At 71.3% G+C, this 23,945-nt stretch carries 19 protein-coding genes and 1 riboswitch; of the genes, 6 read left to right on the plus strand and 13 right to left on the minus strand.

Translation table 11 applies throughout. The features are described 5' to 3' along the window. Window positions 1-11: 11 nt before the first annotated feature. The 3 genes from B5557_RS11525 to B5557_RS11535 all read right to left on the minus strand — a co-directional run bounded on the left by B5557_RS11525 (window position 12) and on the right by B5557_RS11535 (window position 4,710). Window positions 12-1,202 carry an alkaline phosphatase family protein gene (locus tag B5557_RS11525; protein ID WP_079659032.1) on the minus strand — a complete coding sequence of 397 codons (1,191 nt, stop codon included), beginning with the start codon at window positions 1,200-1,202 and terminating at the stop codon, window positions 12-14. Then, window positions 1,202-1,798 (minus strand): DUF5998 family protein, encoded by a 597-nt coding sequence (locus tag B5557_RS11530; protein WP_079659033.1) that lies wholly within the window; start codon window positions 1,796-1,798, stop codon window positions 1,202-1,204. The genes B5557_RS11525 and B5557_RS11530 overlap by 1 nt, the downstream gene beginning before the upstream one ends. Before the next feature lie 98 nt (window positions 1,799-1,896). Then, window positions 1,897-4,710 carry a bifunctional acetate--CoA ligase family protein/GNAT family N-acetyltransferase gene (locus B5557_RS11535; RefSeq protein WP_079659034.1) on the minus strand — a complete coding sequence of 938 codons (2,814 nt, stop codon included), beginning with the start codon at window positions 4,708-4,710 and terminating at the stop codon, window positions 1,897-1,899. 177 nt (window positions 4,711-4,887) lie between these two features. On the opposite strand from B5557_RS11535, the gene B5557_RS11545 reads away from it, so the two are divergent. Next, window positions 4,888-5,169, plus strand: a complete 282-nt coding sequence (locus tag B5557_RS11545) for an HPr family phosphocarrier protein (RefSeq protein ID WP_079659035.1) — start codon at window positions 4,888-4,890, stop codon at window positions 5,167-5,169. A gap of 127 nt (window positions 5,170-5,296) precedes the next feature. On the opposite strand, the gene B5557_RS11550 is transcribed toward B5557_RS11545, so the two are convergent. From B5557_RS11550 to B5557_RS11565, 4 genes are all read right to left on the minus strand, one after another. Next, on the minus strand, window positions 5,297-5,992 hold the full coding sequence (locus B5557_RS11550) for a GntR family transcriptional regulator (protein WP_079659036.1): 696 nt from the start codon (window positions 5,990-5,992) through the stop codon (window positions 5,297-5,299). Window positions 5,993-6,180: 188 nt separating this feature from the next. Then, window positions 6,181-6,924 (minus strand): M23 family metallopeptidase, encoded by a 744-nt coding sequence (locus tag B5557_RS11555; protein WP_079659037.1) that lies wholly within the window; start codon window positions 6,922-6,924, stop codon window positions 6,181-6,183. 14 nt (window positions 6,925-6,938) lie between these two features. Further along, window positions 6,939-7,104: riboswitch (cyclic di-AMP (ydaO/yuaA leader) on the minus strand. Between the two features lie 221 nt (window positions 7,105-7,325). After that, window positions 7,326-8,714, minus strand: a complete 1,389-nt coding sequence (locus B5557_RS11560; RefSeq protein WP_079659038.1) for a M16 family metallopeptidase — start codon at window positions 8,712-8,714, stop codon at window positions 7,326-7,328. Further along, window positions 8,711-10,060 (minus strand): M16 family metallopeptidase, encoded by a 1,350-nt coding sequence (locus B5557_RS11565; protein WP_079659039.1) that lies wholly within the window; start codon window positions 10,058-10,060, stop codon window positions 8,711-8,713. Before B5557_RS11565 ends, B5557_RS11560 begins: the two co-directional genes overlap by 4 nt. A gap of 271 nt (window positions 10,061-10,331) precedes the next feature. Between B5557_RS11565 and B5557_RS11570 the strand changes: the two genes are divergently transcribed. Then, window positions 10,332-12,797: a DNA gyrase/topoisomerase IV subunit A gene (locus B5557_RS11570; protein WP_079659040.1), complete on the plus strand. Its 2,466-nt coding sequence runs from the start codon at window positions 10,332-10,334 to the stop codon at window positions 12,795-12,797. A gap of 3 nt (window positions 12,798-12,800) precedes the next feature. Here B5557_RS11570 and B5557_RS11575 read toward each other — a convergent pair whose 3' ends face one another. After that, entirely contained in the window at window positions 12,801-13,943 is a 1,143-nt protein-coding gene (locus tag B5557_RS11575) for a CobW family GTP-binding protein (RefSeq protein WP_079659041.1), read from the minus strand. Between the two features lie 278 nt (window positions 13,944-14,221). Here B5557_RS11575 and B5557_RS11580 point away from each other — a divergent pair, with 278 nt between their 5' ends. Genes B5557_RS11580 through B5557_RS11590 form a run of 3 tightly spaced genes read left to right on the plus strand, consistent with a single transcriptional unit; the run spans window position 14,222 to window position 17,681 of the window. Further along, window positions 14,222-15,181: a sucrase ferredoxin gene (locus B5557_RS11580; RefSeq protein WP_079659042.1), complete on the plus strand. Its 960-nt coding sequence runs from the start codon at window positions 14,222-14,224 to the stop codon at window positions 15,179-15,181. A gap of 56 nt (window positions 15,182-15,237) precedes the next feature. Beyond that, window positions 15,238-17,004 (plus strand): ATP-binding protein, encoded by a 1,767-nt coding sequence (locus B5557_RS11585; protein ID WP_079659043.1) that lies wholly within the window; start codon window positions 15,238-15,240, stop codon window positions 17,002-17,004. Next, window positions 17,001-17,681 carry a response regulator gene (locus B5557_RS11590; RefSeq protein ID WP_079659044.1) on the plus strand — a complete coding sequence of 227 codons (681 nt, stop codon included), beginning with the start codon at window positions 17,001-17,003 and terminating at the stop codon, window positions 17,679-17,681. Before B5557_RS11585 ends, B5557_RS11590 begins: the two co-directional genes overlap by 4 nt. Before the next feature lie 99 nt (window positions 17,682-17,780). On the opposite strand, the gene B5557_RS11595 is transcribed toward B5557_RS11590, so the two are convergent. The 3 genes from B5557_RS11595 to B5557_RS11605 form a co-directional block, all read right to left on the minus strand. Further along, window positions 17,781-18,842, minus strand: a complete 1,062-nt coding sequence (locus B5557_RS11595) for an ABC transporter substrate-binding protein (protein WP_079664727.1) — start codon at window positions 18,840-18,842, stop codon at window positions 17,781-17,783. 189 nt (window positions 18,843-19,031) lie between these two features. Further along, the gene (locus B5557_RS11600; protein ID WP_079659045.1) at window positions 19,032-19,895 is read right to left on the minus strand and encodes an ABC transporter permease; all 864 of its coding nucleotides are present in this window, start codon (window positions 19,893-19,895) and stop codon (window positions 19,032-19,034) included. Further along, complete coding sequence (locus B5557_RS11605; RefSeq protein WP_079659046.1) at window positions 19,885-20,700, minus strand: ABC transporter ATP-binding protein; 816 nt, start codon at window positions 20,698-20,700, stop codon at window positions 19,885-19,887. The genes B5557_RS11600 and B5557_RS11605 overlap by 11 nt, the downstream gene beginning before the upstream one ends. Before the next feature lie 161 nt (window positions 20,701-20,861). Between B5557_RS11605 and B5557_RS11610 the strand changes: the two genes are divergently transcribed. Continuing rightward, window positions 20,862-21,554 carry a response regulator gene (locus B5557_RS11610; RefSeq protein ID WP_079659047.1) on the plus strand — a complete coding sequence of 231 codons (693 nt, stop codon included), beginning with the start codon at window positions 20,862-20,864 and terminating at the stop codon, window positions 21,552-21,554. 150 nt (window positions 21,555-21,704) lie between these two features. Here the strand turns inward: B5557_RS11610 and B5557_RS11615 are convergent, their stop codons facing one another. Next, window positions 21,705-23,297, minus strand: coding sequence for a solute symporter family protein (locus B5557_RS11615; RefSeq protein WP_079659048.1), 1,593 nt, complete (start codon window positions 23,295-23,297; stop codon window positions 21,705-21,707). After that, window positions 23,294-23,869: a DUF485 domain-containing protein gene (locus B5557_RS11620; RefSeq protein ID WP_079664728.1), complete on the minus strand. Its 576-nt coding sequence runs from the start codon at window positions 23,867-23,869 to the stop codon at window positions 23,294-23,296. Before B5557_RS11620 ends, B5557_RS11615 begins: the two co-directional genes overlap by 4 nt. Window positions 23,870-23,945: the final 76 nt, after the last annotated feature.

Raw genomic sequence — 23,945 nt, forward strand, 5'->3', positions numbered from 1 at the left:
GTTCCGGGGCTTCAGGAGCGTACTTCGAGCAGGGGGACCAACTGCTCGGCAGGGGTCATCGAGCCGTGGTTGCCGACCATCGCCGACTCCTTGGGCTCCCGTTCGGAGGCGATGATCAGGACGTCGTCCCGGGCGGCCGCGACCACATCGCCGAGGCGCGCGTACACCCGCTCGTCGATCCGCGGCCCGAACCAGCCCGCGGCGATCGCCTCCTCCCGGGAGGCCACCCAGAACTGCTCGCCGAGCACCTCGCGCCAGCAGGTCAGGACGTCGTCCTCGGCGCCCGGTACGGCGTAGACGTGACGGGCGCGGCCCTCGCCGCCCAGCAGGGCGACCCCGGCGCGCAGCTCCCAGTCCGCGTCGAAGTCGATGCGGTGCTCCTCGTCGAAGGGCACGTCGACCATGCCGTGGTCGGCGGTGACGTAGAGCGCGCTGCGCGGCGGGAGTTGCTCGGCCAGGCGCTGGACGAGCCGGTCGACGTACATGAGCTGGCCGCGCCAGGTGTCGGAGGCGACGCCGTAGCGGTGCCCCGCGCCGTCCAGTTCGGCGTAGTACGTGTAGACGAGGGAGCGGTCGCCGGCGGCGAGTTGCTCGGCGGCGAGGTCCATCCGCTCCTCGCCGGTGAGACGCCCGTGAAACGTTCCGCCGCTGAGCGCGACCTTGGTCAGCGGGGTGTTCTGGAACGCCGGGGACGACACCTGGGCGGCGTGCACGCCCGCCTCGTGGGCGAGCTGGAAGACCGTGGGGTACGGCTGCCAGGCGGCCGGCGCGGTCCACGGCTGCCAGCGGAGCTGGTTCATCAGCTCGCCGGTGGCCGGGTTGCGCACGGTGTAGCCGGGCAGGCCGTGGGCGCCAGGCGGGAGGCCGGTGCCGACGGAGGCGAGGGAGGTCGCGGTGGTCGCCGGGTAGCCGGCGGTGAGCGGGCGTCCGGTGCCGCCGCGCGAGCCGGCGAGGAGCGCGTGCAGATAGGGCGCCTCGTCGGCGTGGTCCTTGATCTGCTCCCAGCCGAGGCCGTCGATGAGGAAGACGCAGTTGCGGTCGGCCGGGGTCAGTTCCGGGATCGCCGCGTTCGTGCCGGGTACGCCCATGCCCGCCGCCAGGGTGGGCAGCAGGTCGGCGAGGGAGCCGGAGCCGTACTCGGGGACGGGGGCGGAGCCGACGGCCAGCGGTTCAGGGTAGTCCCAGGGGGCGAACTGAGCCATCAGCGGGTGACGTCCGCGGTGGCCTCGGAGAGCGACTGCGCGAAGGCGAGCGCCTGGCGCACCGTCTCCGGGCCGTCCCCGGCCTCGCTGACGCGCAGACTCAGGTCGTCCGCCGTGGAGTTGCCGGTGTAGCCGTGGTCGGCGTCGCAGTTGGGGTCGCCGCAGGCGGCCGGTTCCAGGTCGATGCGGGAGACGGCGCCCCAGCCGATGGTCAGCACGACCTCGCGCGGCAGCGTGCCCGGCGCGTACGACTCCGGGTTGGCGACCACGCGGCTGAGCACGACCGAGGAGATCCGGCCGAGCTTCACGGACTCCGTCGACGTCGTGGCGTACGGCGTCGGGGAGGTGGTGTCGGCGGCCTGTTCGTCGGTGTGGCTGACGATGAAGCGGTTGCCGGTGAGCACCAGCACGGTCACGTGCCGGCGCACCTCGTTCTGGTCGAACGTGGTCTCCTGGTGGACCAGGAACGACCGGATCGGCTCGCCGCCCACAGCGGCCTCCACCGCCTCGGCCACGAGGGCCGGGTAGTAGCCGCTGCGCTCGATCGCCGCGCGCAGCCCCTGGGTCGTCGTACTGGTCTTGGCCATGCCCTCCATCCTACGGGGACCCACTGACTGCGAGGCACCGCTCGCGGCTGCTTCCGTCGGTCGGCGACGTCCGCCTGCGGCGCGCTCTCCTCAGTACGTCGGCGGGCTCAGTACGTCGGCAGGGTCCTCGGTCCGAGGTCGTCGCGCGCGGGCGGAGGCGCGAGGCGTACGGAGGCGCCGAGGACGCTCAGGCCGTGCGGGGCGACGACGACCGGCTCCAGGGTCACCGCGACGACCTCGGGGTGGTCGTCGACCAGCCGGGACACGCGCAGCAGCAGCTCCTCCAGGGCGGGGGTGTCGACGGGTGTCGAGCCGCGCCAGCCGAAGAGGAGGGGGGCGGTGCGGATGGAGCGGATCAGCGAGGTCGCTTCGCGGTCGGTGACCGGCACCAGCCGGTGCGCCATGTCGCCGAGCAGTTGCGAGGCGGCCCCGGCGAGTCCGAAGGACAGCACGGCGCCGGCCGCCGGGTCGATGACCGCGCGGACGACGGTGTCGACGCCGCGCGGGGCCATCGACTGCACGACCGGTCGGAGCTCCTCCGGCTTGCCGAAGAGTTCGGTCAACTCGGCGTACGCCCGGCGCAGTTGCTCCTCGTCGGCCAGGTCGAGGCGGACGCCGCCCAGGTCGGCGCGGTGGCGCAGATGCGGGGCGGTGGCCTTGAGGGCGACGGGGTAGCCGAGGGCGGCCGCGGCGCGTGCGGCCTCGTCCGGGGTGGGCGCGGGGATCGCCCGGCGGGTGCGGATGCCGTAGCGGCAGAGCAGTTCGCAGGTCTCGTCGGCGCCGAGGGTGAGGCCCTGTCCGCGCGCGAGGAGCCCGCCGATCAGTGCTGCGGCGCCCTTCTCGTCGATGTCCTCGTACTCGGGGACCTTGCCGGGGTCGGCCGCCTCGCGCCGCCACTGGGCGTACTTCACGGCCTCGGCGAGGGCGCGGACGGCGCGTTCGGCGGCGGGGAAGGCGGGGATCAGGTGTGCTCCCTCGGGCGCTTCCACGGGGGCCGGCCATCGGGTTCCGGTGGCCTCCGCCGCAGCACGCGCGTGGGGGGTCGCTTCGGCGCGCGGCGCGGTGCTCGCCGCAGCGGACAGGGCCGCCGCGAGCCCGCCGAGTTCCACGTGGACGACGAGCACCGGCTTGGCGGGAGCGGCGGCCGCGGCCGAGCGCAGGGCCTGCGCGAGTGCCGCGTCCCCGGGCGAGGCCTCCCCGATCGCCGGGATCGCCGTCACGACCACCGCGTCGCAGGTCTCGTCGGCCAGCGCCCGCGCGAGGGCCGCGTGGAAGTCCTCCGCGGACGCCTCCGTCGTCAGGTCCAGCGGGGGCAGCGGGCGCAGGCCTTCGGAGAGGCAGGCGTCGTACGTCAGCAGGCCCAGCGACTCGGAGTTGCCGAGGATCGCCACCCGCGGTCCCGTCGGCAGCGGTTGGCGGGCGAGCAGCAGGCCCGCGTCGACCAGCTCGGTGATGGTGTCCACGCGGATCACGCCGGCCTGCCGCAGCAGCGCCGACACCGTCGCGTGGGGCAGCCGCGTAGCCCGCACGGCGTGCCCCTGCGGGGCGGAACCGGCGCCCTGGACGACGACCAGGGGCTTGGCGGCCGCCGTGCGCCGGGCGAGGCGGGTGAACTTGCGCGGGTTGCCGATGGACTCCAGGTACATCAGGGCGACGTCGGTGTCGGGGTCGTCGTACCAGTACTGCAGGACGTCGTTGCCGGAGACGTCCGCGCGGTTGCCGGAGGAGACGAAGGTGGACACGCCGGTGACGCCGGTGACGCCTGCGCCGCGCCGGTGGAGGCGGGACAGCAGGGCGATGCCGATGGCGCCGGACTGGGCGAAGAGCCCGATCCGGCCGGGCCTCGGCATCTGGGGGGCGAGGGAGGCGTTGAGCCGCACCTGTGGGGAGGTGTTGATGACGCCGAAGGCGTTGGGGCCGATGATCCGCATGCCGTACGCGCGCGCGTGGCGGACGAGTTCGCGCTGGCGCTCGCGCCCGTCGGGGCCGCTCTCGGCGTACCCGGCGGAGAGGACCACGAGTCCCTGCACGCCGTGCTCGCCGCACTCGGCGACGGCCTCGGGCACGTGCTCGGCCGGGACGGCGAGGACCGCGAGGTCGACGGGCCCCGCTATGTCGCGCACCGAGCGGTGGGCGGGCACGCCGTCGAGCTCCTTCAGGTCCTCGGGGAAGGCCTTGTTCACGGCGTACAGGCGGCCGGTGAAGCCGGCCTCCCGGAGGTTGCCGAGGACGCTTCGGCCGACGCCGCCGGGCGTGCGGCCGGCGCCGACGACGGCGACCGAGCCGGGTGCCAGCAGCCGCCGTACGGAGTGCGCCTCCGCGCGTTGCTCCCGCGCGCGCTGCACGGCGAGGGAGCGCTCGGTGGGTTCGAGATCGAACTCCAGGCGGACGACGCCGTCCTCGAAGCTGCGCTTCTGGGTGTAGCCGGCGTCCGTGAACACCTTGATCATCTTGGTGTTGGCGGGGAGCACCTCGGCGGCGAAGCGGCGGATGTCGCGCTCGCGGGCGACCGCCGCGATGTGTTCGAGGAGCGCGGAGGCTACGCCGCGGCCCTGGTGGGCGTCCTGCACGAGGAAGGCGACCTCGGCCTCGTCGGCGGGCGCGGAGGCGGCCATGCCGTCGGCGCCAATGCGGTCATAGCGTACGGTTGCGATGAACTCGCCGCCGACGGTGGCCGCGAGTCCCACCCGGTCCACAAAGTCGTGGTGCGTGAAGCGGTGGACGTCCTTCGCGGACAGGCGCGGGTAGGGCGCGAAGAAGCGGTAGTACTTCGACTCGTCCGAAACCTGCTCGTAGAAGCTGACCAGGCGCTCGGCGTCATCGACGGTGATGGGGCGGATGCGTGCGGTGCCGCCGTCGCGCAGCACCACGTCGGCCTCCCAGTGGGCGGGGTACTCGTGCCGGTCCGACGCGCTCTGCATGGGGCCCAGAGTACGGCTCGCGTCCGACAACGGCGCGAGGCAGTCTGTGGAGGACGGATGCCGGATCGAGGCCGCGATCCGGCGACCGCGTGGGACGGGTCGTCATGGACCCGTCCCTCACACGCTTCACGTGTGGAACACTGGTCTAGACAACCTGAACCTGAAGGGCAGCATCACATGGCTGAGCGCCGCGTCAACGTCGGCTGGGCCGAGGGCCTTCACGCCCGCCCCGCTTCCATCTTCGTCCGGGCCGCCACGGCCGCAGGTATCCCGGTGACGATCGCCAAGGCCGACGGCAACCCCGTCAACGCGGCCTCCATGCTGGCCGTGCTCGGCCTGGGCGCCCAGGGCGGCGAGGAGATCGTCCTCGCCTCCGAGGCCGAGGGGGCGGACGTCGCTCTCGACCGTCTCGCGAAGCTGGTCGCCGAGGGTCTCGAGGAACTCCCCGAGACCGTCTGATCAACCACTGGTAATTGAGGGTTGCGGGGCTCGTCCGAATTATCGGGCGAGCCCTTCGCATTTCTCGTTCCCGGGCAGCAGAAATAATCCCCCGCGAATTATCTCCTCTTTGTATACGGCTCTCGTGTTAATGCCGCACGCTCGTCATGTTTACTGGAGGTTGCGAAGTCCTCACACGGTCGATGCGCTCCGGTCCGCCGGAAAAGCGCAGTCGGTGCGCGGCCGTCGTGCGTTCGGTGTGCAGCGCCGTGATCGCCCGCGCGCGCTCCTGGTCGCCGCGCGCCACGGCGTCCACGATCGCGCCGTGCTCCGCCCAGGACTCCACCGGGTTGACCGGCGCCTCCACCGCGTACATCCAGGCGATCTTGTGGCGCAGCTGGGTGAGCATCGACGTCAGGGCATGGCTACCGGAGGACTGGGCGAGCGTCTCGTGGAACCAGCCGCCCAGGGAGCGCAGATCCTCGCTGGTGCCCCTCCTGGCCCGCTCCTGGCCCAGCCGGACGAGGCCACGAAGCACCTTCAGATGGGCCTCCGTGCGCCGCTGGGCGGCCCGGGCGGCGCCCAGCGGCTCCAGGAGCATGCGCATCTCCAGCACGTCCGCCGCCTCCTGCTCGGTCGGCTCCGCGACGCACGCGCCCGCGTGCCGCCGCGTCACGACGAAGCCCTCGGCCTCCAGCGTGCGCAGCGCCTCCCGGACCGGGACGCGGGAAACGCCGTAGCGGCGGGCGAGGAGTTCCTCGGTGAGGCGGCTGCCGCGCTCGTAGACACCCGAGACGATGTCGTCCCGGACGGCCGTGCACACCGAGTGCGCCGGAATACGCATGACGGACCTCCGCCTTAATCCCCGTGAAACGTCGACGATTGACGTGTGTTCCGTGACTCTATTGCAATGAGCGGGAATTTCCGATGGCGGGCCGGAATCCATGGATATTTTTTGGACAGCAGGGCATCGAAAACGGCGAAAGCCCCGGCCGGGAGGGCCGGGGCTGGACGATCTGTCGCCGTGCGCCGTCAGACGTTCACACCGTGCTGGCGGAGGTAGGCGACCGGGTCGATGTCCGAGCCGTACTCCGCCGAGGTGCGGGCCTCGAAGTGCAGATGCGGACCGGTGACGTTACCGGTCGCGCCGGACAGGCCGATCTGCTGGCCGGGAGTGACCTGCTGGCCCACCGAGACGCCGATGGACGACAGGTGCCCGTACTGGGTGTACGTGCCGTCGTTCATCTTGATGACCACCTGGTTGCCGTACGACCCGCCCCAGCCGGCCTCGACGACGGTGCCCAGGCCGACCGCGTGCACCGTGGTGCCGGTCGCGGCGTGGAAGTCGATGCCGGTGTGACTGCCGGAGGACCACAGCGAACTGCTGGCGTGGTAGCCGGTGGAGACGTACGAACCCGTGATCGGCGGCACGAAGGCGTTGAGCCGCTTGCGCTCGGCCTCACGGGCGGCACGCACGCGTGCCTCGCGCTCCTCGACGGCCTTCTTGGCGGCCGCCTCGCGCGCGGCCTGCTCGTAGGCGGCCTTCTTCTGCACGGCGACCTGGTCGTCGATCTGGTCGGCGACGGCCTCGCCGGCGGTGACGACGGGGATCAGCCCGGTCTGTTCGGGGGTGGGCTCGGCGGCGAAGGCCGGGGCGGAGGCGACGGTGGCCATGACACCGGTGGTGGTGAGCGCCGCGACGCCCGCGGCGCGTGCGGTGGTGCGCTGCATCCGGCTGGGCCGACGGTGCTTCCCGGTGGCGCAGGTGAACGCCATGAAGTGGGGGGTGTCCTTTCCTTCCCTCTCGCCTACCGGGTTAGCTGACGGGTTCGGAGCAGGAAGGTCTCCTACGGACCCCCTCGCGGCTCGCGCGGGCGTCCGATTCACCCCAGGGACTTCACGTGGGTCCCCGGCTCCCCTGGCTCGCGCCGTACGGGGACTCGGCGATGACTGTCCGCTGCCGCGGCTGCGGCGCACTGCCTGACGAACAGCCCGGACGAAGCTAAGCGGGACGGGTTTCAATCCTCAAACGAATCCCGGTTTTTGTAGCGCATGCCACAGGGCAGACAGGCAACCTTCGCCTCAATTCGGACGCGCAGTGGCCCTGGTGACGTTTCCGTCGGCCAGGGCCCCTGCGCGTGCGTGCCGTTGGCGCGCCACCGCGCCCGCCGGTCCGCCTACTCGGCGGACACGACCTTCACCGCGCCGATGCCGAGGGCCTCCACCGGCTCCTTGATCCGGGCCGCGTCACCGACGAGGACTGTCACCAGCCGGTCCACCGGGAAGGCGTTCACGGCCGCCGCGGTGGCCTCCACCGTGCCCGTCGCGGCGAGCTGCTGGTACAGCGTCGCCTGGTAGTCGTCGGGCAGGTGCTGCTCGACCTGGTCGGCCAGCGTGCCCGCGACGGCCGCGGCGGTCTCGAACTTCAGCGGCGCCACCCCGACCAGGTTCTGCACCGCGACGTCACGCTCGGCGTCGGTCAGGCCGCCCTCGGCGAGGGTGCGCAGCACCTTCCAGAGGTCCTCCAGGGCGGGACCGGTGTTCGGGGTGTCCACGGAACCGCTGATGGCGAGCATCGCGGCGCCCGAGCCGTCCGGCGCGGACCGCAGGACCTGCCCGAAGGCGCGGACACCGTAGGTGTAGCCCTTCTCCTCGCGCAGGACGCGGTCCAGGCGGGAGGTGAGGGTGCCGCCGAGGCAGTACGTGCCGAGGACCTGCGCGGGCCACACGCGGTCGTGCCGGTCGGCGCCGATCCGGCCGATCAGCAGCTGCGTCTGGACGGCGCCGGGGCGGTCCACGATGACGACCCTGCCGGTGTCGTCGGCGGTGACCGGCGGCACGGGCCGCGGCTGGGCCGAGGAGCCCGTCCAGGCGCCCAGGGTGTCGCCGAGGAGGGCGTCCAGGTCCACGCCGGTGAGGTCGCCGACGACCACGGCGGTGGCCGTGGCGGGGCGCACATGCCTCTCGTAGAACGCGCGCACGGCGGCGGAGTCGATCTTCTCGACGGTCTCCACGGTGCCCTGGCGCGGGCGCGACATGCGCGCGGTGGCCGGGAACAGCTCCTTGGAGAGCTCCTTGGCGGCGCGCCGCGAGGGGTTGGCGAGCTCGTGCGGGATCTCGTCCAGTCGGTTGCGGACGAGGCGCTCGACCTCGCTGTCGGCGAACGCGGGTGCCCTGAGGGCGTCGGCGAGCAGACCGAGGCCCTTGGGCAGGCGCGAGGCCGGCACTTCGAGGCTGAGGCGGACGCCGGGGTGGTCGGCGTGCGCGTCCAGGGTGGCGCCGCAGCGCTCCAGTTCGGCGGCGAACTCCTCGGCGGAGTGCTTGTCGGTGCCCTCGGAGAAGGCGCGCGCCATGATCGTGGCGACGCCGTCGAGGCCGGCCGGTTCGGCGTCCAGGGGCGCGTCGAGGAGGATCTCGACGGCGACGACCTGCTGGCCGGGGCGGTGGCAGTGCAGCACGGTCAGGCCGTTGGCCAGCGCTGCGCGGTCGGGCGCCGGGAACGCCCACGGCTTGGCCTCGCCCGCCGCGGGCTGGGGGTGGAAGTCCATCGTGGCGAGCTCGGTCACCGGGCCGCCTCCTCGTTCTCGTCCTGGTCGGCGGGGGCTTCGGCGGCGGTCGGCTCGTAGACGAGCACCGCGCGGTTGTCGGGGCGCAGTCGGGCCTTGGCGACCTCCTGCACCTCCTCAGGCGTCACGTCCAGCACCCGCTGGACGGCGGTCAGGGCGAGCTGCGGGTCGCCGAACAGGACGGCGTAGCGGCACAGTTCGTCGGCGCGGCCGGCGACCGTGCCGAGCCGGTCGAGCCACTCGCGCTCCAACTGGGCCTGGGCGCGCTCCATTTCCTCGGCCGTGGGGCCCTCCTCGGCGAACCGGGCGAGCTCCTCGTCGATGGCGGTCTCGATGACGGGCACCTCGACGTCACCGGACGTCTTCACGTCCAGCCAGCCCAGGGAGGGCGCGCCGGCGAGCCGCAGCAGGCCGAAGCCGGCCGCCACGGCCGTACGGTCGCGGCGCACGAGCCGGTTGTACAGGCGGGAGGACTCGCCGCCGCCCAGGATGGTTAGCGCCAGGTCGACGGCGTCGCACGCGCGCGTGCCGTCCTCGGGCAGGCGGTAGGCGGCCATCAGGGCGCGGGCCGGCACCTCCTCCTCGACGATCTCGCGCAACTGCTCGCCGATGACGTCGGGCAGCGAGCCGTCGCGGGGCTCGGGCTTGCCGTCGTGGCCGGGGATGGAACCGAAGTACTTCTCGACCCAGGCGAGGGTCTCCTCGGGGTCGATGTCGCCGACCACGGACAGGACCGCGTTGTTGGGCGCGTAGTACGTCCGGAAGAACGCGCGCGCGTCCTCCAGGGTCGCCGCGTCCAGGTCGGCCATCGAGCCGATCGGCGTGTGGTGGTAGGGGTGGCCGTCCGGGTAGGCGAGGGCCGTCAGCTTCTCGAAGGCCGTGCCGTAGGGGACGTTGTCGTAACGCTGGCGGCGCTCGTTCTTGACGACGTCGCGCTGGTTCTCCATCGAGTCGTCGTCGAGCGCCGCGAGCAGCGAGCCCATGCGGTCGGCCTCCAGCCAGAGGGCGAGCTCCAGCTGGTGGGCGGGCATGGTCTCGAAGTAGTTGGTGCGCTCGAAGCTGGTGGTGCCGTTGAGCGAGCCGCCCGCTCCCTGGACCAGCTCGAAGTGGCCGTTGCCCTTGACCTGTCCGGAGCCCTGGAACATCAGGTGCTCGAAAAGGTGAGCAAGGCCGGTGCGACCCTTGACTTCGTGTCGTGAACCGACGTCGTACCAGAGGCACACCGCCGCGACGGGGGTCAGGTGGTCCTCCGAGAGCACCACGCGCAGGCCGTTGGCCAGGCGGTGCTCGGTCGCTGTCAGGCCCCCGGAGCCTGCCTGGGCTGTGGCCGTGTGACCCATGGGCATGTACGTCCCTTCCGATCGCGGACGCGGTCGTCGAAACCGCGGTTTTCCTGCCGGTCCTGCCACTGTATGCAAGCGTGTGGACGGTCGGCGAAGTTCCCGCGGGACATACGCCGAGAGCGAGATCGCGTAGCCTGCGGGCAGCCGTGCAGGAGGTGCCTCTGCGTGCGGGGCCCGACGGCCGACGCCGGGTCCTCGCCCGCGCTGTCAGTGGCACGGTCCACAATGGTCCGCGTCAGATCCCGTCACACGCCCCAGCAAGGAGCCGGCAGCGATGGCCCGCCGCAGCACGAAGACCCCGCCGCCCGACGACTCGTACGAGGAGCGGATCCTCGACATCGACGTCGTCGACGAGATGCAGGGCTCCTTCCTCGAGTACGCGTACTCGGTCATCTACTCCCGCGCCCTGCCGGACGCCCGCGACGGCCTGAAGCCGGTGCACCGCCGCATCGTCTACCAGATGAACGAGATGGGCCTGCGCCCCGAGCGCGGTTACGTCAAGTGCGCCCGGGTCGTCGGCGAGGTCATGGGCAAGCTGCACCCGCACGGCGACGCGTCGATCTACGACGCCCTGGTGCGCATGGCCCAGCCGTTCTCCATGCGCGTGCCGCTGGTCGACGGCCACGGCAACTTCGGCTCGCTGGGCAACGACGACCCGCCGGCCGCCATGCGGTACACCGAGTGCCGCCAGGCCGAGGCGACGAGCCTGATGACCGAGTCGATCGACGAGGACACGGTCGATTTCGCGCCGAACTACGACGGTCAGGAACAGGAGCCGGTGGCGCTGCCCGCCGCGTTCCCGAACCTGCTGGTCAACGGCGCCTCCGGGATCGCCGTCGGCATGGCCACGAACATGCCGCCGCACAATCTGGGCGAGGTCATCGCAGCCGCCCGCCACCTGATCCGCTACCCGGGCGCCGACCTGGACGCCCTGATGAAGTACGTCCCGGGCCCCGACCTGCCCACCGGCGGCCGGATCGTCGGCCTCTCCGGCATCCGGGACGCCTACGAGAGCGGCCGCGGCACCTTCAAGATCCGCGCCACGGTCTCGGTGGAGACGGTGACGGCGCGCCGCAAGGGCCTGGTCATCACCGAACTGCCCTTCACCGTCGGCCCCGAGAAAGTCATCGCCAAGATCAAGGACCTGGTCGGCTCGAAGAAGATCCAGGGCATCGCCGACGTCAAGGACCTCACCGACCGCGCGCACGGCCTGCGTCTGGTCATCGAGATCAAGAACGGCTTCGTGCCGGAGGCGGTGCTGGAGCAGCTCTACAAGCTGACGCCGATGGAGGAGTCCTTCGGCATCAACAACGTGGCGCTGGTCGACGGCCAGCCGCTCACGCTCGGCCTCAAGGAACTCCTGGAGGTCTACCTCGACCACCGGTTCAACGTTGTGCGGCGGCGCAGCGAGTTCCGCCGCGGCAAGCGCCGTGACCGGCTGCACCTGGTGGAGGGCCTGCTCACCGCCCTCGTCGACATCGACGAGGTCATCCGGCTGATCCGCTCCAGCGAGAACAGCGCGGAGGCGAAGCAGCGCCTGATGGAGCGTTTCTCGCTCTCGGAGATCCAGACCCAGTACATCCTGGACACCCCGCTGCGCCGGCTCACCAAGTTCGACCGCATCGAGCTGGAGGCGGAGAAGGAGAGGCTCAACGCGGAGATCGCCGAGCTGACCCGGATCCTGGACTCGGACGCGGAGCTGCGCAAGCTGGTCTCGGCCGAACTCGCCGCGGTGGCGAAGAAGTTCGGCACCGAGCGCCGTACGGTCCTGCTGGAGTCGTCGGGCACCACGGCCACCGCCGTACCGCTTCAGGTGGCGGACGACCCGTGCCGCGTCCTGCTGTCGTCCACGGGCCTGCTGGCCCGCACGGCGAACGGCGAGCCCTTCGGGGAGAACGCCGAGGACGCGGACGGCCGACGCACCAAGCACGACGTGATCGTCTCGGCGGTGCCGGCCACCGCGCGAGGGGAGATCGGCGCGGTCACCTCCTCGGGCCGGCTGCTGCGGATCAACGTCGTCGACCTGCCGCAACTGCCGGACACGGCGACGGCGCCGAACCTGTCGGGCGGCGCTCCGCTCGCGGAGTTCGTCTCCCTGGAGGGCGACGAGACGGTGGTCTGCCTGAGCACGCTCGACGAGTCGTCCCCGGGCCTGGCGATCGGCACGGAACAGGGCGTGGTCAAGCGGGTCGTGCCCGACTACCCGACCAACAAGGACGAGCTCGAGGTCATCACCCTGAAGGAGGGCGACCGGATCGTCGGCGCCGTCGAGCTGACCACCGGCGAGGAGGACCTCGTCTTCATCACCGACGACGCCCAACTGCTGCGCTACCAGGCCTCGCAGGTGCGCCCGCAGGGCCGGGCGGCGGGCGGTATGGCGGGCATCAAGCTCACCGAGGGCGCGAAGGTGATCTCGTTCACGGCCGTGGACCCCGCGGCGGACGCGGTGGTCTTCACCATCGCGGGCTCGCGCGGCACGCTGGACGACTCCGTGCAGACGACCGCCAAGCTCACCCCCTTCGACCAGTATCCGCGCAAGGGCCGCGCCACCGGCGGTGTGCGCTGCCAGCGGTTCCTGAAGGGCGAGGACTGTCTGTCGCTGGCCTGGGCGGGCCCCGTCCCGGCCAAGGCGGCGCAGAAGAACGGCCTGCCCGCCGACCTGCCGGAGATGGACCCGCGCCGTGACGGCTCGGGCGTGTCCCTGTCGAAGACGGTGTCGGTGGTGGCGGGGCCGGTCTAGGCCTCAGCCACCGACCTGAGCCTCGGCCTCGTGGAAGGGCTCGTCGTCGGGGTCCTGGACGTAGCGGAGGACGCCCCACATGCCGTGCTCGTCGGCGTGTGGGGCGTCGTTCCGCGACGCCTCGAGTTCCTTGCCGAGGGCGGCGGTGTCGATGCGGGAACCGATGAGGACGAGTCGGGTGAGGCGGGCCTCCGCGGCGGGCCAGGGCTCCGGGTAGAAGCGGAGGAAGCGGCCGACTGCGTGCACGGCGTACCGGTTGGCCGGGTCGTTCGGTCCGAAGTCGACGTACCCCTTGATCCGGTACAGCCCCTCGGGCCGGCTGTCGAGAAACCCCATCAGGCGGCGCGGGTCGAGAGGGGCCTCGGAGGTGAAGGAGAGGCTGTCGTAGGCGGTGTGAAGGTGGCCGACGTGATCGCTTCCGCCGCGGTTGTGCAGGTCGTGGTTGTGCAGGTCGTGGTCGTGCAGGTCGTGGTTGTGCAGGTCGTGGTTGTGCAGGTCGTCGAAGGAGAGCTGTCCGACGCGCTCCTCGCTCGGCCGGCAGTCGAAGAGGAACTCCGGGTCGATGCGGCCGTAGGTGGCGGGGACGACGGCGGCACGGTCGGTGAGGGACCGGACGAGCCCCAGGACGCGGTCGGCGTCGGGCGCGCGGTCGAGCTTGTTCACCACGACCAGGTCGGCGAGGGCGAGATGCCGGTCGACCTCGGGATGCCTGGCCCGGGTCGTGTCGAACTCCGCGGCGTCGACGACCTCGACGAGCCCGCCGTAGACGATGCCGGGATGCTCGCTGGCCAGCACCATCCGCACGAGTTCCTGGGGCTCGGCAAGACCGCTGGCCTCGATGACGATGACGTCGATGCCGGCGGCCGGCGCGGCGAGCCGCTCGAGGTAGACATCGAGCTCACTGGCGTCGACGGCACAGCACAGACAGCCATTGCCGAGGGAGACGGTGGAGTCGCCGAGCGCTCCGGCCACGGCCATGGCGTCGATCTCGATGGCGCCGAAGTCGTTCACGATCGCGCCGATACGGCTGCCGCCGCTGCGATGCAGGAGGTGGTTGAGCAGGGTCGTCTTGCCGGAGCCGAGGAATCCGGCGAGCACGACGACCGGGATCTGCTGCGGACTGCGACTCTGCGACTCCTGCGACACCTGCGACCTCTCCGACACCTGCGCGTGCGCCGGCCCGCGGCCCGGCGCACGTCCGAGGACTGACTGCGGCCCCAGAATACGAGCCGGAAGAATCCCCACGCAGTGAAGGATCGTCAGCAGCGCCGGCCGGACAGTCGTCGGCGACCGCCCTCCAGGGGTGCGGCCCGATCATGAGCGGGCCTTCGGGCACGCGCACGCGTGCTCGCGCGGCTGGACACCCGCCCCGCCCGGGCGAGGCCGGAAGCCGCTCCGCGTCAAGTCAGGTTAGGCTCACCTCTGTGAGTACGTGCGCGACCGTCTCGCGGGACCTCGACGAGCCCATTTCCGGAACCGCGGCCACGGCGACAACCTGGCTCCTCCTGGAACAGCCCGGGCCCTGGGGCGCGAAAGCGCTGGTCTCGAGCCACCTGGACCCCGTCCTGGGCCGGGCCCTTGAGGCCGCCGCGCAGGACACGGGCGTACGCGTCGCGCTCATCCGGCGTCCCGGACGCCATGCGGACCTCGGCGCCCCACGCCTGCGGCAGGTGTACGCGGCGCACACCGTCCCCGGCAGGGTGTGGCTGCACAGCGCCACGACCCACGACCCACGGCAGCTGCTCGGCCTCGACTTCGCCGCGCTGGGCCGGGGCGACCACCACACCTTCGACCGGGCGCTGCGGGGCCGGCCCCACACCGGGGACCCGCTCGCCCTCGTCTGCACCAACGGCAAGCGCGACCGCTGCTGCGCGCTTCTCGGCCGTCCGCTGGCCGCGGAACTCGCCGCCTCCGGGGTGCAGGGCGCCTGGGAGGTCACCCATCTGGGGGGTCATCGCTTCTCCCCCACCCTGCTCGTCCTGCCGCACGGGTACGCGTACGGCCGCGCCGAGGCACACGCCGTCAAGGAGGTCCTGCACGGCGTCCAGGAGGGGCGGATCGTCGTGGAGGGGTGTCGTGGGAGCTCGGCCTGGGAGCGGCCTGGTCAGGCGGCGGAGCTGGCGGTGCGCGCGGCCACCGGCGAAGACGCGGCGGAGGCGCTGAGCGTCGTGCGGACCAACGCCGTCCGGACCCTCGGCGGCGCGCCGCGCTGGGAGGTGACCGTCGCACACACCGACGGACGCCTCTGGCAGGTCGAAGTGGCCCAGAGCCACGCGGAGCCGCCCCGGCCGGAAAGCTGCGGCGCCTCGGTCCTCGGTTCACCTGCACGGATGGACGTGGTCGCGGTGCGTGAACCGGTGGGGAGGACGGCACTGGCCGTCTGAGATCCGCACCACCCACCCCTACGGCTGCACCGGCCCACCCACGTACCGTCTTGGGTATGAGCCCCACTCCCCCCGCCCGTCGCCTGCGCCTCGGAATGCCGCGGCGCATGTTCTCGCAGCTTCTGCTCATGCAGTTGGCGATCGCCGCGGGAGTCGTGGTGCTCGCCACCGGGCTGTTCCTCGCCCCGCTCAGCAATCAGCTGGACGACCAGGCGATGCGCCGCGCCCTCGCCATCGCACAGACCACCGCCGCGGTGCCGCAGATCGCCGAGGACCTGCAGCGCACGCGGCCGTCGGTCGACGGACCGGTGCAGCGGGAGGCCGAGCGGATCCGTAAGGCCAGCGGCGCCGAGTACGTCGTGGTGATGGACCTCAACGGCACACGCTGGTCGCACCCCGAGCCCGCGGAGGTCGGCGGCCATGTCTCGACGTCCCCGAGCAAGGCGCTGGCCGGCAGGACCGTCATGGAGATCGACAGCGGCACCCTGGGCCGCTCGGCCCGCGGCAAGGTGCCGCTGCGCGACAGCGACGGCCAGATCATCGGCGCGGTCTCGGTCGGCATCGAGTACGACAGTGTGCGGGCGCGTCTGATCCATGCGATCCCCGGGCTGTTCGCCTACGCCGGAGGCGCCCTCGCCGTGGGTGCGCTGGCCGCCTGGCTGATCTCCCGGCGGGTCCAGCGACAGACCCGTGACCTGGCCTTCTCGGACATCTCGGCGCTGCTCGCCGAGCGTGAGGCGATGCTGCACGGCATCCGGGAGGGTGTCGTCGCCCTGGACCGCGCCGGACGCGTCCGGCTGCTCAACGACGAGGCCCAGCGCCTCCTCGGTATCGGGGACGAAGCGGTGGGCGCATCGCCCGACCAGGCGCTCGGCGAGGGACGTACGGCCGACGTGCTGTCCGGCCGGGTGACCGGCACGGACCTGATCTCCGTCCGCGGCCAGCGGGTCCTGGTCGTCAACCGCATGCCCACCGACGACGGCGGGGCGGTGGCCACCCTGCGCGACCGCACCGAGCTGGAGCAGCTCGGCCGCGAGCTGGACTCGACGCACGGCCTGATCGACGCGCTGCGCGCCCAGGACCACGAGCACGCCAACCGCATGCACACGCTGCTGGGTCTGCTCGAACTGGAGATGTACGACGACGCCGTGGAGTTCGTCGGGGAGGTGGTCGGCGATCACCGGGCCACCGCGGAGCAGGTGACCGAGCGGATCGAGGATCCGCTGCTCGCCGCCCTGCTGGTCGGCAAGGCGACCGTCGCGGCCGAGCGCGGGGTCGCGCTGTGGGTCTCCGACCGCACCCGGTTGCCCGACCGGCTGATCGACCCGCGCGGGCTCGTCACGATCGTCGGCAACCTGGTGGACAACGCGCTGGACGCCGTCGCGGGCAAGCCGCACGCGCGCGTGGAGGTCGAATTGCGTGCGCAGGGCCGTGCCGCCGTGCTGCGGGTGCGGGACACCGGGCCCGGCATACCGGCCGAGCAGCGTGAGTTGATCTTCACCGAGGGCTGGTCCACGAAGAAGCCGCCGGCGCACGGCAAGCGCGGCATCGGGCTCTCCCTGGTGCGCAGGCTCGCCGAGCGGCAGGGCGGCAGCGCGACGGCCGGCGAGGCGGCCGGCGGGGGCGCCGAGTTCACCGTCGTCCTGCCCGACGCGCTGACCGAGCCCGAACCGGCGCCCGGCCCGGAATCCGACCAGGACTTCGGCCTGGGCTCCGGCCCGGCGTCGGGTTCGGCGTCGGGTTCGGCGTCGGGTTCGGTGTCCGGCCTGGAGCCCGCCTGGGCCGCTCCGGCGAAGAGCGCTGTCGAGGAGGAGTCGCGATGATCGAGGTCCTGGTCGTGGACGACGACACCAGGGTCGCCCGGGTCAACGCCGCCTACGTCGGGAAGGTCCCCGGCTTCCATGTCGCCGGCGAGGCCCACAGCGCGGCCGACGCGCTGCGCCAGCTGGAGCTGCTGCCCCGTCTGGACCTCGTCCTGCTGGACCACTACCTGCCCGACGAGACGGGTCTGGAGGTGGTGCAGGAGATGCGCCGGCGCGGCCACCAGACCGACGTGATCATGGTGACGGCCGCCCGGGACGTCTCGACGGTGCAGGCCGCGATGCGCCAGGGTGCCCTGCAGTACCTGGTGAAACCGTTCGCCTTCGCGGGCCTGCGCGCCAAGCTGGAGGCCTACGCCGACCTGCGTCGCACGCTCGACGGCGGAGGTGAGGCCGAACAGGCCGACGTCGACCGCATCTTCGGTGCGCTGTCCGCCCGCTCGGAGCCCGGGCTGCCCAAAGGGCACTCCCCCACCACCGCCGAACTCGTACGCCAGTCCCTGATGAACGCCGAGGGCCCGCTGTCGGCGCAGGAGATCGCCGACCGGACCGGAGTGAGCCGGCAGACCGCCCAGCGCTATCTGAAGCTTCTGGAGCGCACGGGACGGGCCCGACTGACCCTGAAGTACGGCGACGCGGGCCGCCCGGAACACCGTTACGTGTGGGCGACCCGCGCTTGAGGGCACGGCTCTTGGGGGCGGGGAAGGAACCGTGCCCTCGTGGGATACGGATCCCGACCCGCCGCCTGCTCGACCGTCAGCCCGTCGCCTGCTCGACCGTCAGCCCGTCGCCTGTGCGACGAACTCGGTCGTGTAGGTCTTGCTCAGGTCGACGTCGGCGTTCCGGATGTTCGTGTTGAACGCCTTGAGGACCTTCTCGACCGTCTCGGGACCGTTCTTGGGCATCACGCCGTCCTTGGTGAACATGGGCAGCGAGTTCTTGATGGCCACCGAGTACAGCAGCTTGTTGCCTTGCGAGTAGTCGGCCGGCATCTTCTCGGCGATCTCGGCGGCACTGTGTGTGGACATCCACTTGAGCGTCTTGACGAACGCGTTGGCCAGCTTCTGGACGGTGTCCTTGTGGCCGTTGACCCAGTCCGTCTGCATGTACAGGCTCGACGACGGGTACGGTCCGCCGAGCGCCTCCTGCGAGCCCTGCGGTGTGCGCATGTCGAGGAGGATCTTCCCGGCCTTCTTGTCCAGGACGTTCGCCACCGTCGGGTCGGTCGTCATGCCGCCGTCGATGGCGCCCTGCTGGAGCGCCGAGATGAAGGTCGGCCCCGCACCCACGGCGACCGGGGTGAACTCGCTGACCTTCACGCCGTTCTTGACGGCGAGGTACTTGGTGAGGAAGTCCGTCGAGGAGCCGAGGCCCGTGACGCCGAGCTTCTTCCCCTTGAAGTCCTTGGGCGAGGCGATGTCGCCCTCCGCCTTGGTGGAGACGATCTCTACCTCGCCGGGGGCCTGCGACAGCTGCACGACGGACTCCACCTCCTTGCCCTTCACCTGGAGGTCGAGCGTGTGGTCGTAGAAGCCGACGGCGCCCTGGACCTGGCCGGAGACGAGCGCGGTCTCGGCCTGCACACCGGCCGGCTCGCTCAGCAGTTCGACATCGAGCCCCTCGGCGTCGAAGTAGCCCAGCCGCTGGGTGAGCATCGCGGGCAGGTAGATGACCTTGTCCAGGCCGCCGACCATGATCTTGACGTTCGTGCCCTTGCCGTCCCCCTTGCTGCCGGATCCGCTGGAGGCGGTACTGGCCGCGTCGTTGGCGCAGGCGGTGAGCGAGGAGAGGGCGAGCAGGCCGGCGGCGGCCAGGGCCGCGTGTCTGGCGGTTGTGCGCATGCGCATGGCGGGTTCACGTCCTTGTGAGAGGGCGGGGCGGGGGTGAGGATCGTTCAACGAGGGGATGCAGGGATGCGGGGATGCAGGGATGCGGGGATGCAGGGATGCGGGGATGCAGGGATGCGGGGATGCGGGGAATGCGGGAATGAGGATCGTTCGACGAAGAGTCGGCTGCAGCCGGCCGAGGGGTCAGCTGTCGGAACCCGACGGCTTCCACCGGAAGATGCGGCGCTCGGCGAAGGTCAACAGCCCCTCGGCGACCAGTGCGACGGCGGCGAGGATGACCATCGCGGCGTACACACCGGCGGCGTTGAACGTGCCCTGTGACTGCGCGACGAGCAGGCCGATGCCCTTGGTCGCGCCGATGTACTCGCCGACGATGGCGCCGATGAGGGCGAAGCCGAAGCTGACGTGGAGGCTGGTGAAGATCCACGAGGTGGCGGACGGGATGACCACCTGAAGCGTCACCCTGCGGTCGCTCGCGCCGAGGATGCGGGCGTTGGCGACAAGGTTGCGGTCGACCTCGCGGGCGCCCTGGAAGGCGTTGAAGAAGACCGGGAAGAACACCAGGACCACGGCCGAGGCGACCTTGGAGGCGGGGCCGAGGCCGAACCAGATCACGAAGATCGGGGCCAGGACGATCCTGGGTATGGAGTTGAGCACCTTGATGTAGGGACCGAGGACATCGGCGAGAAAGGTGATCCGCCCGAGCGCGATGCCGCACACGACACCGGTGACCACCCCGATGATCCAACCGAGCAGGGCCTCGTAGAGCGTGTACCAGATCTGCTCGCCGAGGGAGCCCAGCGCGGTCCCGTGCGTGATCCAGGTCCAGATCTGGTCCCAGATCTTGGAGGGCATAGAGAAGTTGAACGGGTCGATGGTCTTGGCCCGCGAGAGCGCCTCCCACAGGGCGAGGACGGCCACCAGGAGGAGGACGCGGGCGGCCGCGACGACGATCTTGCGTCTGCGGGCGGCACGCGCGCGTGAGTGCGCGCGGTCCGGCGCCTTGACCGTGTCGACAACCGAAGTGCTGAGCACGTCAGGCGACATGGGCGGCACCTCTTTCACGGGTGATGCGGACCTCTTCACCGAGGGACTCCCAGATCTCGCGGTAGATCTCTATGAACCGCGGCTCAAGACGCACCGACTCGACCTTGCGCGGCCGCGGCAGGTCGATGTCGAAGACGTGCTTCACGGTGGCCGGCCCCGCCGTCATGACCACGACCTTGTCGGCCAGCGCGATGGACTCCTCCAGGTCGTGGGTGACGAAGACCACGGACGCGCCGGTGCCCTCCCACAGCTCCAGGAGCTCGTCCGACATCAGGGCCCTGGTCTGCACGTCGAGCGCCGAGAACGGCTCGTCCATGAGCAGGATCTCGGGGTCGTTGACGAAGGTCGCGGCGAGGGCGACGCGTTTGCGCTGACCGCCGGAGAGCTGATGCGGGTAGCGGTCCTCGAAGGCGGCGAGCCCGACCCGGGCCAGCCACTCGCGCGCCTTCAGCTTCGCCTCCGCCTTGGGCACTCCGCGGAAGCGGGGGCCGGCCATGACGTTGGACAGGACGGTGCGCCAGGGGAACGTGGCGTCCTGCTGGAAGACGAAGCCGACCTTGTCGCCGACGCCCCGCACGGGCTGCCCGGCGACCAGTACCTCGCCCTGAGTGGGCTCTTCCAATCCGCTGACCAGCGTCAACGTGGTCGACTTGCCGCAGCCGGTCGGCCCGACGACGGCCACGAACTCGCCGCGCCCGACAGTGAGGTCGAGGTCCCGCACAGCCGTGTGCGGGGCACCCGACGGGGTCCTGAAGACCTTGCTCGCACCCCGCAGCTCGATGGCGGGGCTGGTGTGTGCGCTCATGGCCGGGGACGGTAGAGGTGACCGGCGAGAGAGCATCAGCCTTCTGGGCGCATGCGCTTCTTTTGCCTGCAGTGGCCTGTTGTGCTCTTTTTGCTCGCGCTACAACAGCGAAGCCGAAACATGGGCTTAACGCCCACCTGGCCTGCACGGAGAGAGGCCCGATGATTGACGTCCTGGTCGTGGACGACGACTTCCGTGTCGCCGAGATCAACGCCAAGTACGTGGGAAAGGTTCCCGGATTCCGGGTGGCCGCCCGCGCGCACAGTGCCGCCCAGGCACTGGCCGCCGTCGAGCGCGGCACCATCGACCTGGTGCTGCTCGACCACTACCTGCCCGACCAGACCGGCCTCCAGCTCGTCCACCGCATGCGGCAACAGGGCCACGGCACCGACGTCATCATGATCACGGCGGCCGGCGACGTCACGACTGTGCAGACCGCGATGCGCCTGGGCGCCCTGCACTACCTGGTCAAACCGTTCACATTCGCCGCGCTGCGCACCCGCCTCGACTCCTACGCCGCCCTGCGCCGCACCGTGGACCGGGTGGGCGGGCATGGCATCGCCGGCCAGGAACAGGTCGACCGGATCTTCGGCGCCCTGCGCACCGCACCGGTACCGTCCGCGCCCGGTCTGCCGAGCGGCCACTCGGAGCCGACCACGGACCTGATCTGCGCGGTCCTGCACCGCGCGAACCAGCCCTTGTCGGCCCACGAGGTCGCCGCCGAGACGGGCCTGAGCCGCTCCACCGCCCAGCGTTACCTCCGCCACCTGGAGCAGGCCGGCCGCCTGCACCTCTCCCTGAAGTACGGCGACACCGGCCGCCCGGAACACCGATACGTGTGGGTGGCGCCGTAGCCGTGAGCGGAGCGGTGAAGGGTGAGGGGGGAGCGGTGAGGGGTGAGCGGTGATCCGGTTGCGGTACGGCGGTGGCGCAGCCACCCGCCCGGCCTTTCGCTCAGATCGCCTGATCGCTGGCCGAGCGTGCCGTTGGCTGGACGAAACCGCCTACGCGGCGCCCGCTCCCGTCAGTGACCGCACCTCCGTCTCCGCGTGTTTGGCCTCGTCCGCGATCTCGGCCGAGGTGACCGTGCCCAGCCAGCCCGCCAGGAAGCCCAGTGGAATCGAGACCAGGCCGGGGTTCTGCAGGGGGAAGTACTGGAAGTCCACGGTCGGGAAGAGCGACTCGGGGCTACCGGACACCACCGGCGACAGCACGACGAGCGCCAGGGCGGGCACCAGCCCGCCGTACACCGCCCACACGGCGCCCCGCGTGGTGAAGTCCCGCCAGAACAGCGAGTACAGCAGGACCGGCAGGTTCGCGGAGGCCGCGACGGCGAAGGCGAGCCCGACCAGGAAGGCCACATTGAGATCGCGGGCCAGCAGGCTGAGGGCGATCGCGACGACGCCGATGCCCACGGCGGCGGCCCGTGCCACCGCGACCTCGCTGCGAGGTTCGGCATGCCGACGGCGGAAGGAGGCGTACAGGTCGTGCGCCACCGACGCCGAGGAGGCGAGCGTGACCCCGGCGACGACGGCGAGGATCGTGGCGAAGGCGACGGCCGCCACGACCGCGAACAGGACGGTGCCGCCCGTGGAGTCGGCACCTCCGCCCAGATCGAGGGCGAGGAGGGGAACGGCCGTGTTCCCGGATGCGTTCGAGCCGCGTACGGCCTCCGGGCCGACGATCGCCGCCGCGCCGAAGCCCAGGACGATCGTCATCAGGTAGAACCCGCCGATGAGCCCGATCGACCAGACCGCGGACCGCCGGGCGGCCTGCGCGGTCGGCACGGTGTAGAAGCGGGACAGGATGTGCGGCAGCCCCGCCGTGCCCAGCACCAGCGCGAGCCCCAGGCTCATGAAGTCGAAACGCGCGGTCCAGTCCCCGCCATACTTCAGTCCGGGTGCCAGGTAGGCGGAACCGTGCCCGCTGCGCTCGGCCGCCGTACGCAGCAACTGGTCGAAGTCACCATGGAAACGCACCAGGACGAGTGCGGTGAGCACGACGGTGCCACCCAGGAGCAGAACCGCCTTCACGATCTGAATCCACGTGGTGGCCCGCATCCCTCCCAAGGACACATAGATCACCATGAGCGCACCGACCCCGATGACGGCCCAGAACCGGGCCGCCTCGCCGGTGTTCCCCAGGAGCAGCGCGACCAGGCTGCCCGCACCCACCATCTGCGCCACCAGATAGAGAACGGACACGGTGACCGAGGACGTTCCCGCCGCGATCCGCACCGGCCGCTCACTCATGCGCGCGGCGACCACGTCGGCGAGCGTGAACCGCCCACAGTTGCGCACCAGTTCGGCGACGAGGAACAGCACCACCAGCCAGGCCACGAGGAAGCCCACCACGTACAGCAGACCGTCGTACCCGTACAGCGCGATCAGTCCGGTGGCACCCAGGAAGGAGGCGGCCGACATGTAGTCGCCCGCGATGGCAAAACCATTCTCCATCGGGGAGAACAACCGCCCGCCCGCGTAGAACTCCTCCTGAGAACCCTGCCGGTTGCGGCCCACCCAGGTCGTGATGCCCAGCGTGACCGCGACGAAGGCGCTGAACAGCAGCAACGCCGGCGCTTGTTGGTTGCCGGTCACGACGCACCGCCCCTTGCTTCACGCGTCAGTTCCTGAGTGTCCCAGCGCAGTTCGAGCGCGGCGCGGTCCCTGTGCAGCCGTGCATGCCGGGCGTAGGCCCAGGTGAGCAGGAACGTGCTGAGGAACTGTCCGAGCCCAGCGAGCAACGCCACGTTCACCGCGCCGGCCACCGGCCGCGCCATGAACGCGGGCGCCGTCGTCGCGGTCACGACGTACGCCACGTACCAGACGAAGAACCCGGCGACCGCCGGCACCACGAACCGCCGGTACCTGCTGCGCACCTCCTGGAAGGCCGCGCTGCGCTGCACCTCGAGGTAGACCTGGGCCGCCGCGACGGCTCCGGTCCCCCGCTCCCGACGTGCCCCCGGGACCTCGGCCACCTCCGTGACCGTGGCCGACTCGCCCCAGCCCGAGGCGAGCGCGTCATACCACGGGTCCTCGTAGCGCATTTCTCCTGGCGCTTCGCCGAATGCCCGGACTTGACGCTGATGGTGCTCGTCCCCGTATGGCGTGGGACCGCCGACCTCGGAGCCGTCCCCGTCGGAGCGGGCACGGCCGTTGCTTGACTGCATGCCCAAGGATGGACAGAACGGGAAGATCCGCGACTCTTCTTCCCCGCACACTTCACCCCTTCAGGTGACCGACGGG

Origin of the sequence: Streptomyces sp. 3214.6 (genome assembly GCF_900129855.1) — a bacterium.
Taxonomy (GTDB): Bacteria; Actinomycetota; Actinomycetes; order Streptomycetales; family Streptomycetaceae; genus Streptomyces; species Streptomyces soliscabiei.

Bases quoted from the DNA above. Each gene is read 5' to 3' on its own strand.
- B5557_RS11585 (WP_079659043.1), top strand. From the start codon at position 15,238: ATGAGCCCCACTCCCCCCGCCCGTCGCCTGCGCCTCGGAATGCCGCGG.
- B5557_RS11530 (WP_079659033.1), bottom strand. From the start codon at position 1,798: ATGGAGGGCATGGCCAAGACCAGTACGACGACCCAGGGGCTGCGCGCG.
- B5557_RS11535 (WP_079659034.1), bottom strand. From the start codon at position 4,710: ATGCAGAGCGCGTCGGACCGGCACGAGTACCCCGCCCACTGGGAGGCC.
- B5557_RS11545 (WP_079659035.1), top strand. From the start codon at position 4,888: ATGGCTGAGCGCCGCGTCAACGTCGGCTGGGCCGAGGGCCTTCACGCC.
- B5557_RS11555 (WP_079659037.1), bottom strand. From the start codon at position 6,924: ATGGCGTTCACCTGCGCCACCGGGAAGCACCGTCGGCCCAGCCGGATG.
- B5557_RS11620 (WP_079664728.1), bottom strand. From the start codon at position 23,869: ATGCAGTCAAGCAACGGCCGTGCCCGCTCCGACGGGGACGGCTCCGAG.
- B5557_RS11525 (WP_079659032.1), bottom strand. From the start codon at position 1,202: ATGGCTCAGTTCGCCCCCTGGGACTACCCTGAACCGCTGGCCGTCGGC.
- B5557_RS11590 (WP_079659044.1), top strand. From the start codon at position 17,001: ATGATCGAGGTCCTGGTCGTGGACGACGACACCAGGGTCGCCCGGGTC.
- B5557_RS11565 (WP_079659039.1), bottom strand. From the start codon at position 10,060: ATGCCCATGGGTCACACGGCCACAGCCCAGGCAGGCTCCGGGGGCCTG.
- B5557_RS11600 (WP_079659045.1), bottom strand. From the start codon at position 19,895: ATGTCGCCTGACGTGCTCAGCACTTCGGTTGTCGACACGGTCAAGGCG.
- B5557_RS11610 (WP_079659047.1), top strand. From the start codon at position 20,862: ATGATTGACGTCCTGGTCGTGGACGACGACTTCCGTGTCGCCGAGATC.
- B5557_RS11550 (WP_079659036.1), bottom strand. From the start codon at position 5,992: ATGCGTATTCCGGCGCACTCGGTGTGCACGGCCGTCCGGGACGACATC.
- B5557_RS11605 (WP_079659046.1), bottom strand. From the start codon at position 20,700: ATGAGCGCACACACCAGCCCCGCCATCGAGCTGCGGGGTGCGAGCAAG.
- B5557_RS11595 (WP_079664727.1), bottom strand. From the start codon at position 18,842: ATGCGCACAACCGCCAGACACGCGGCCCTGGCCGCCGCCGGCCTGCTC.
- B5557_RS11570 (WP_079659040.1), top strand. From the start codon at position 10,332: ATGGCCCGCCGCAGCACGAAGACCCCGCCGCCCGACGACTCGTACGAG.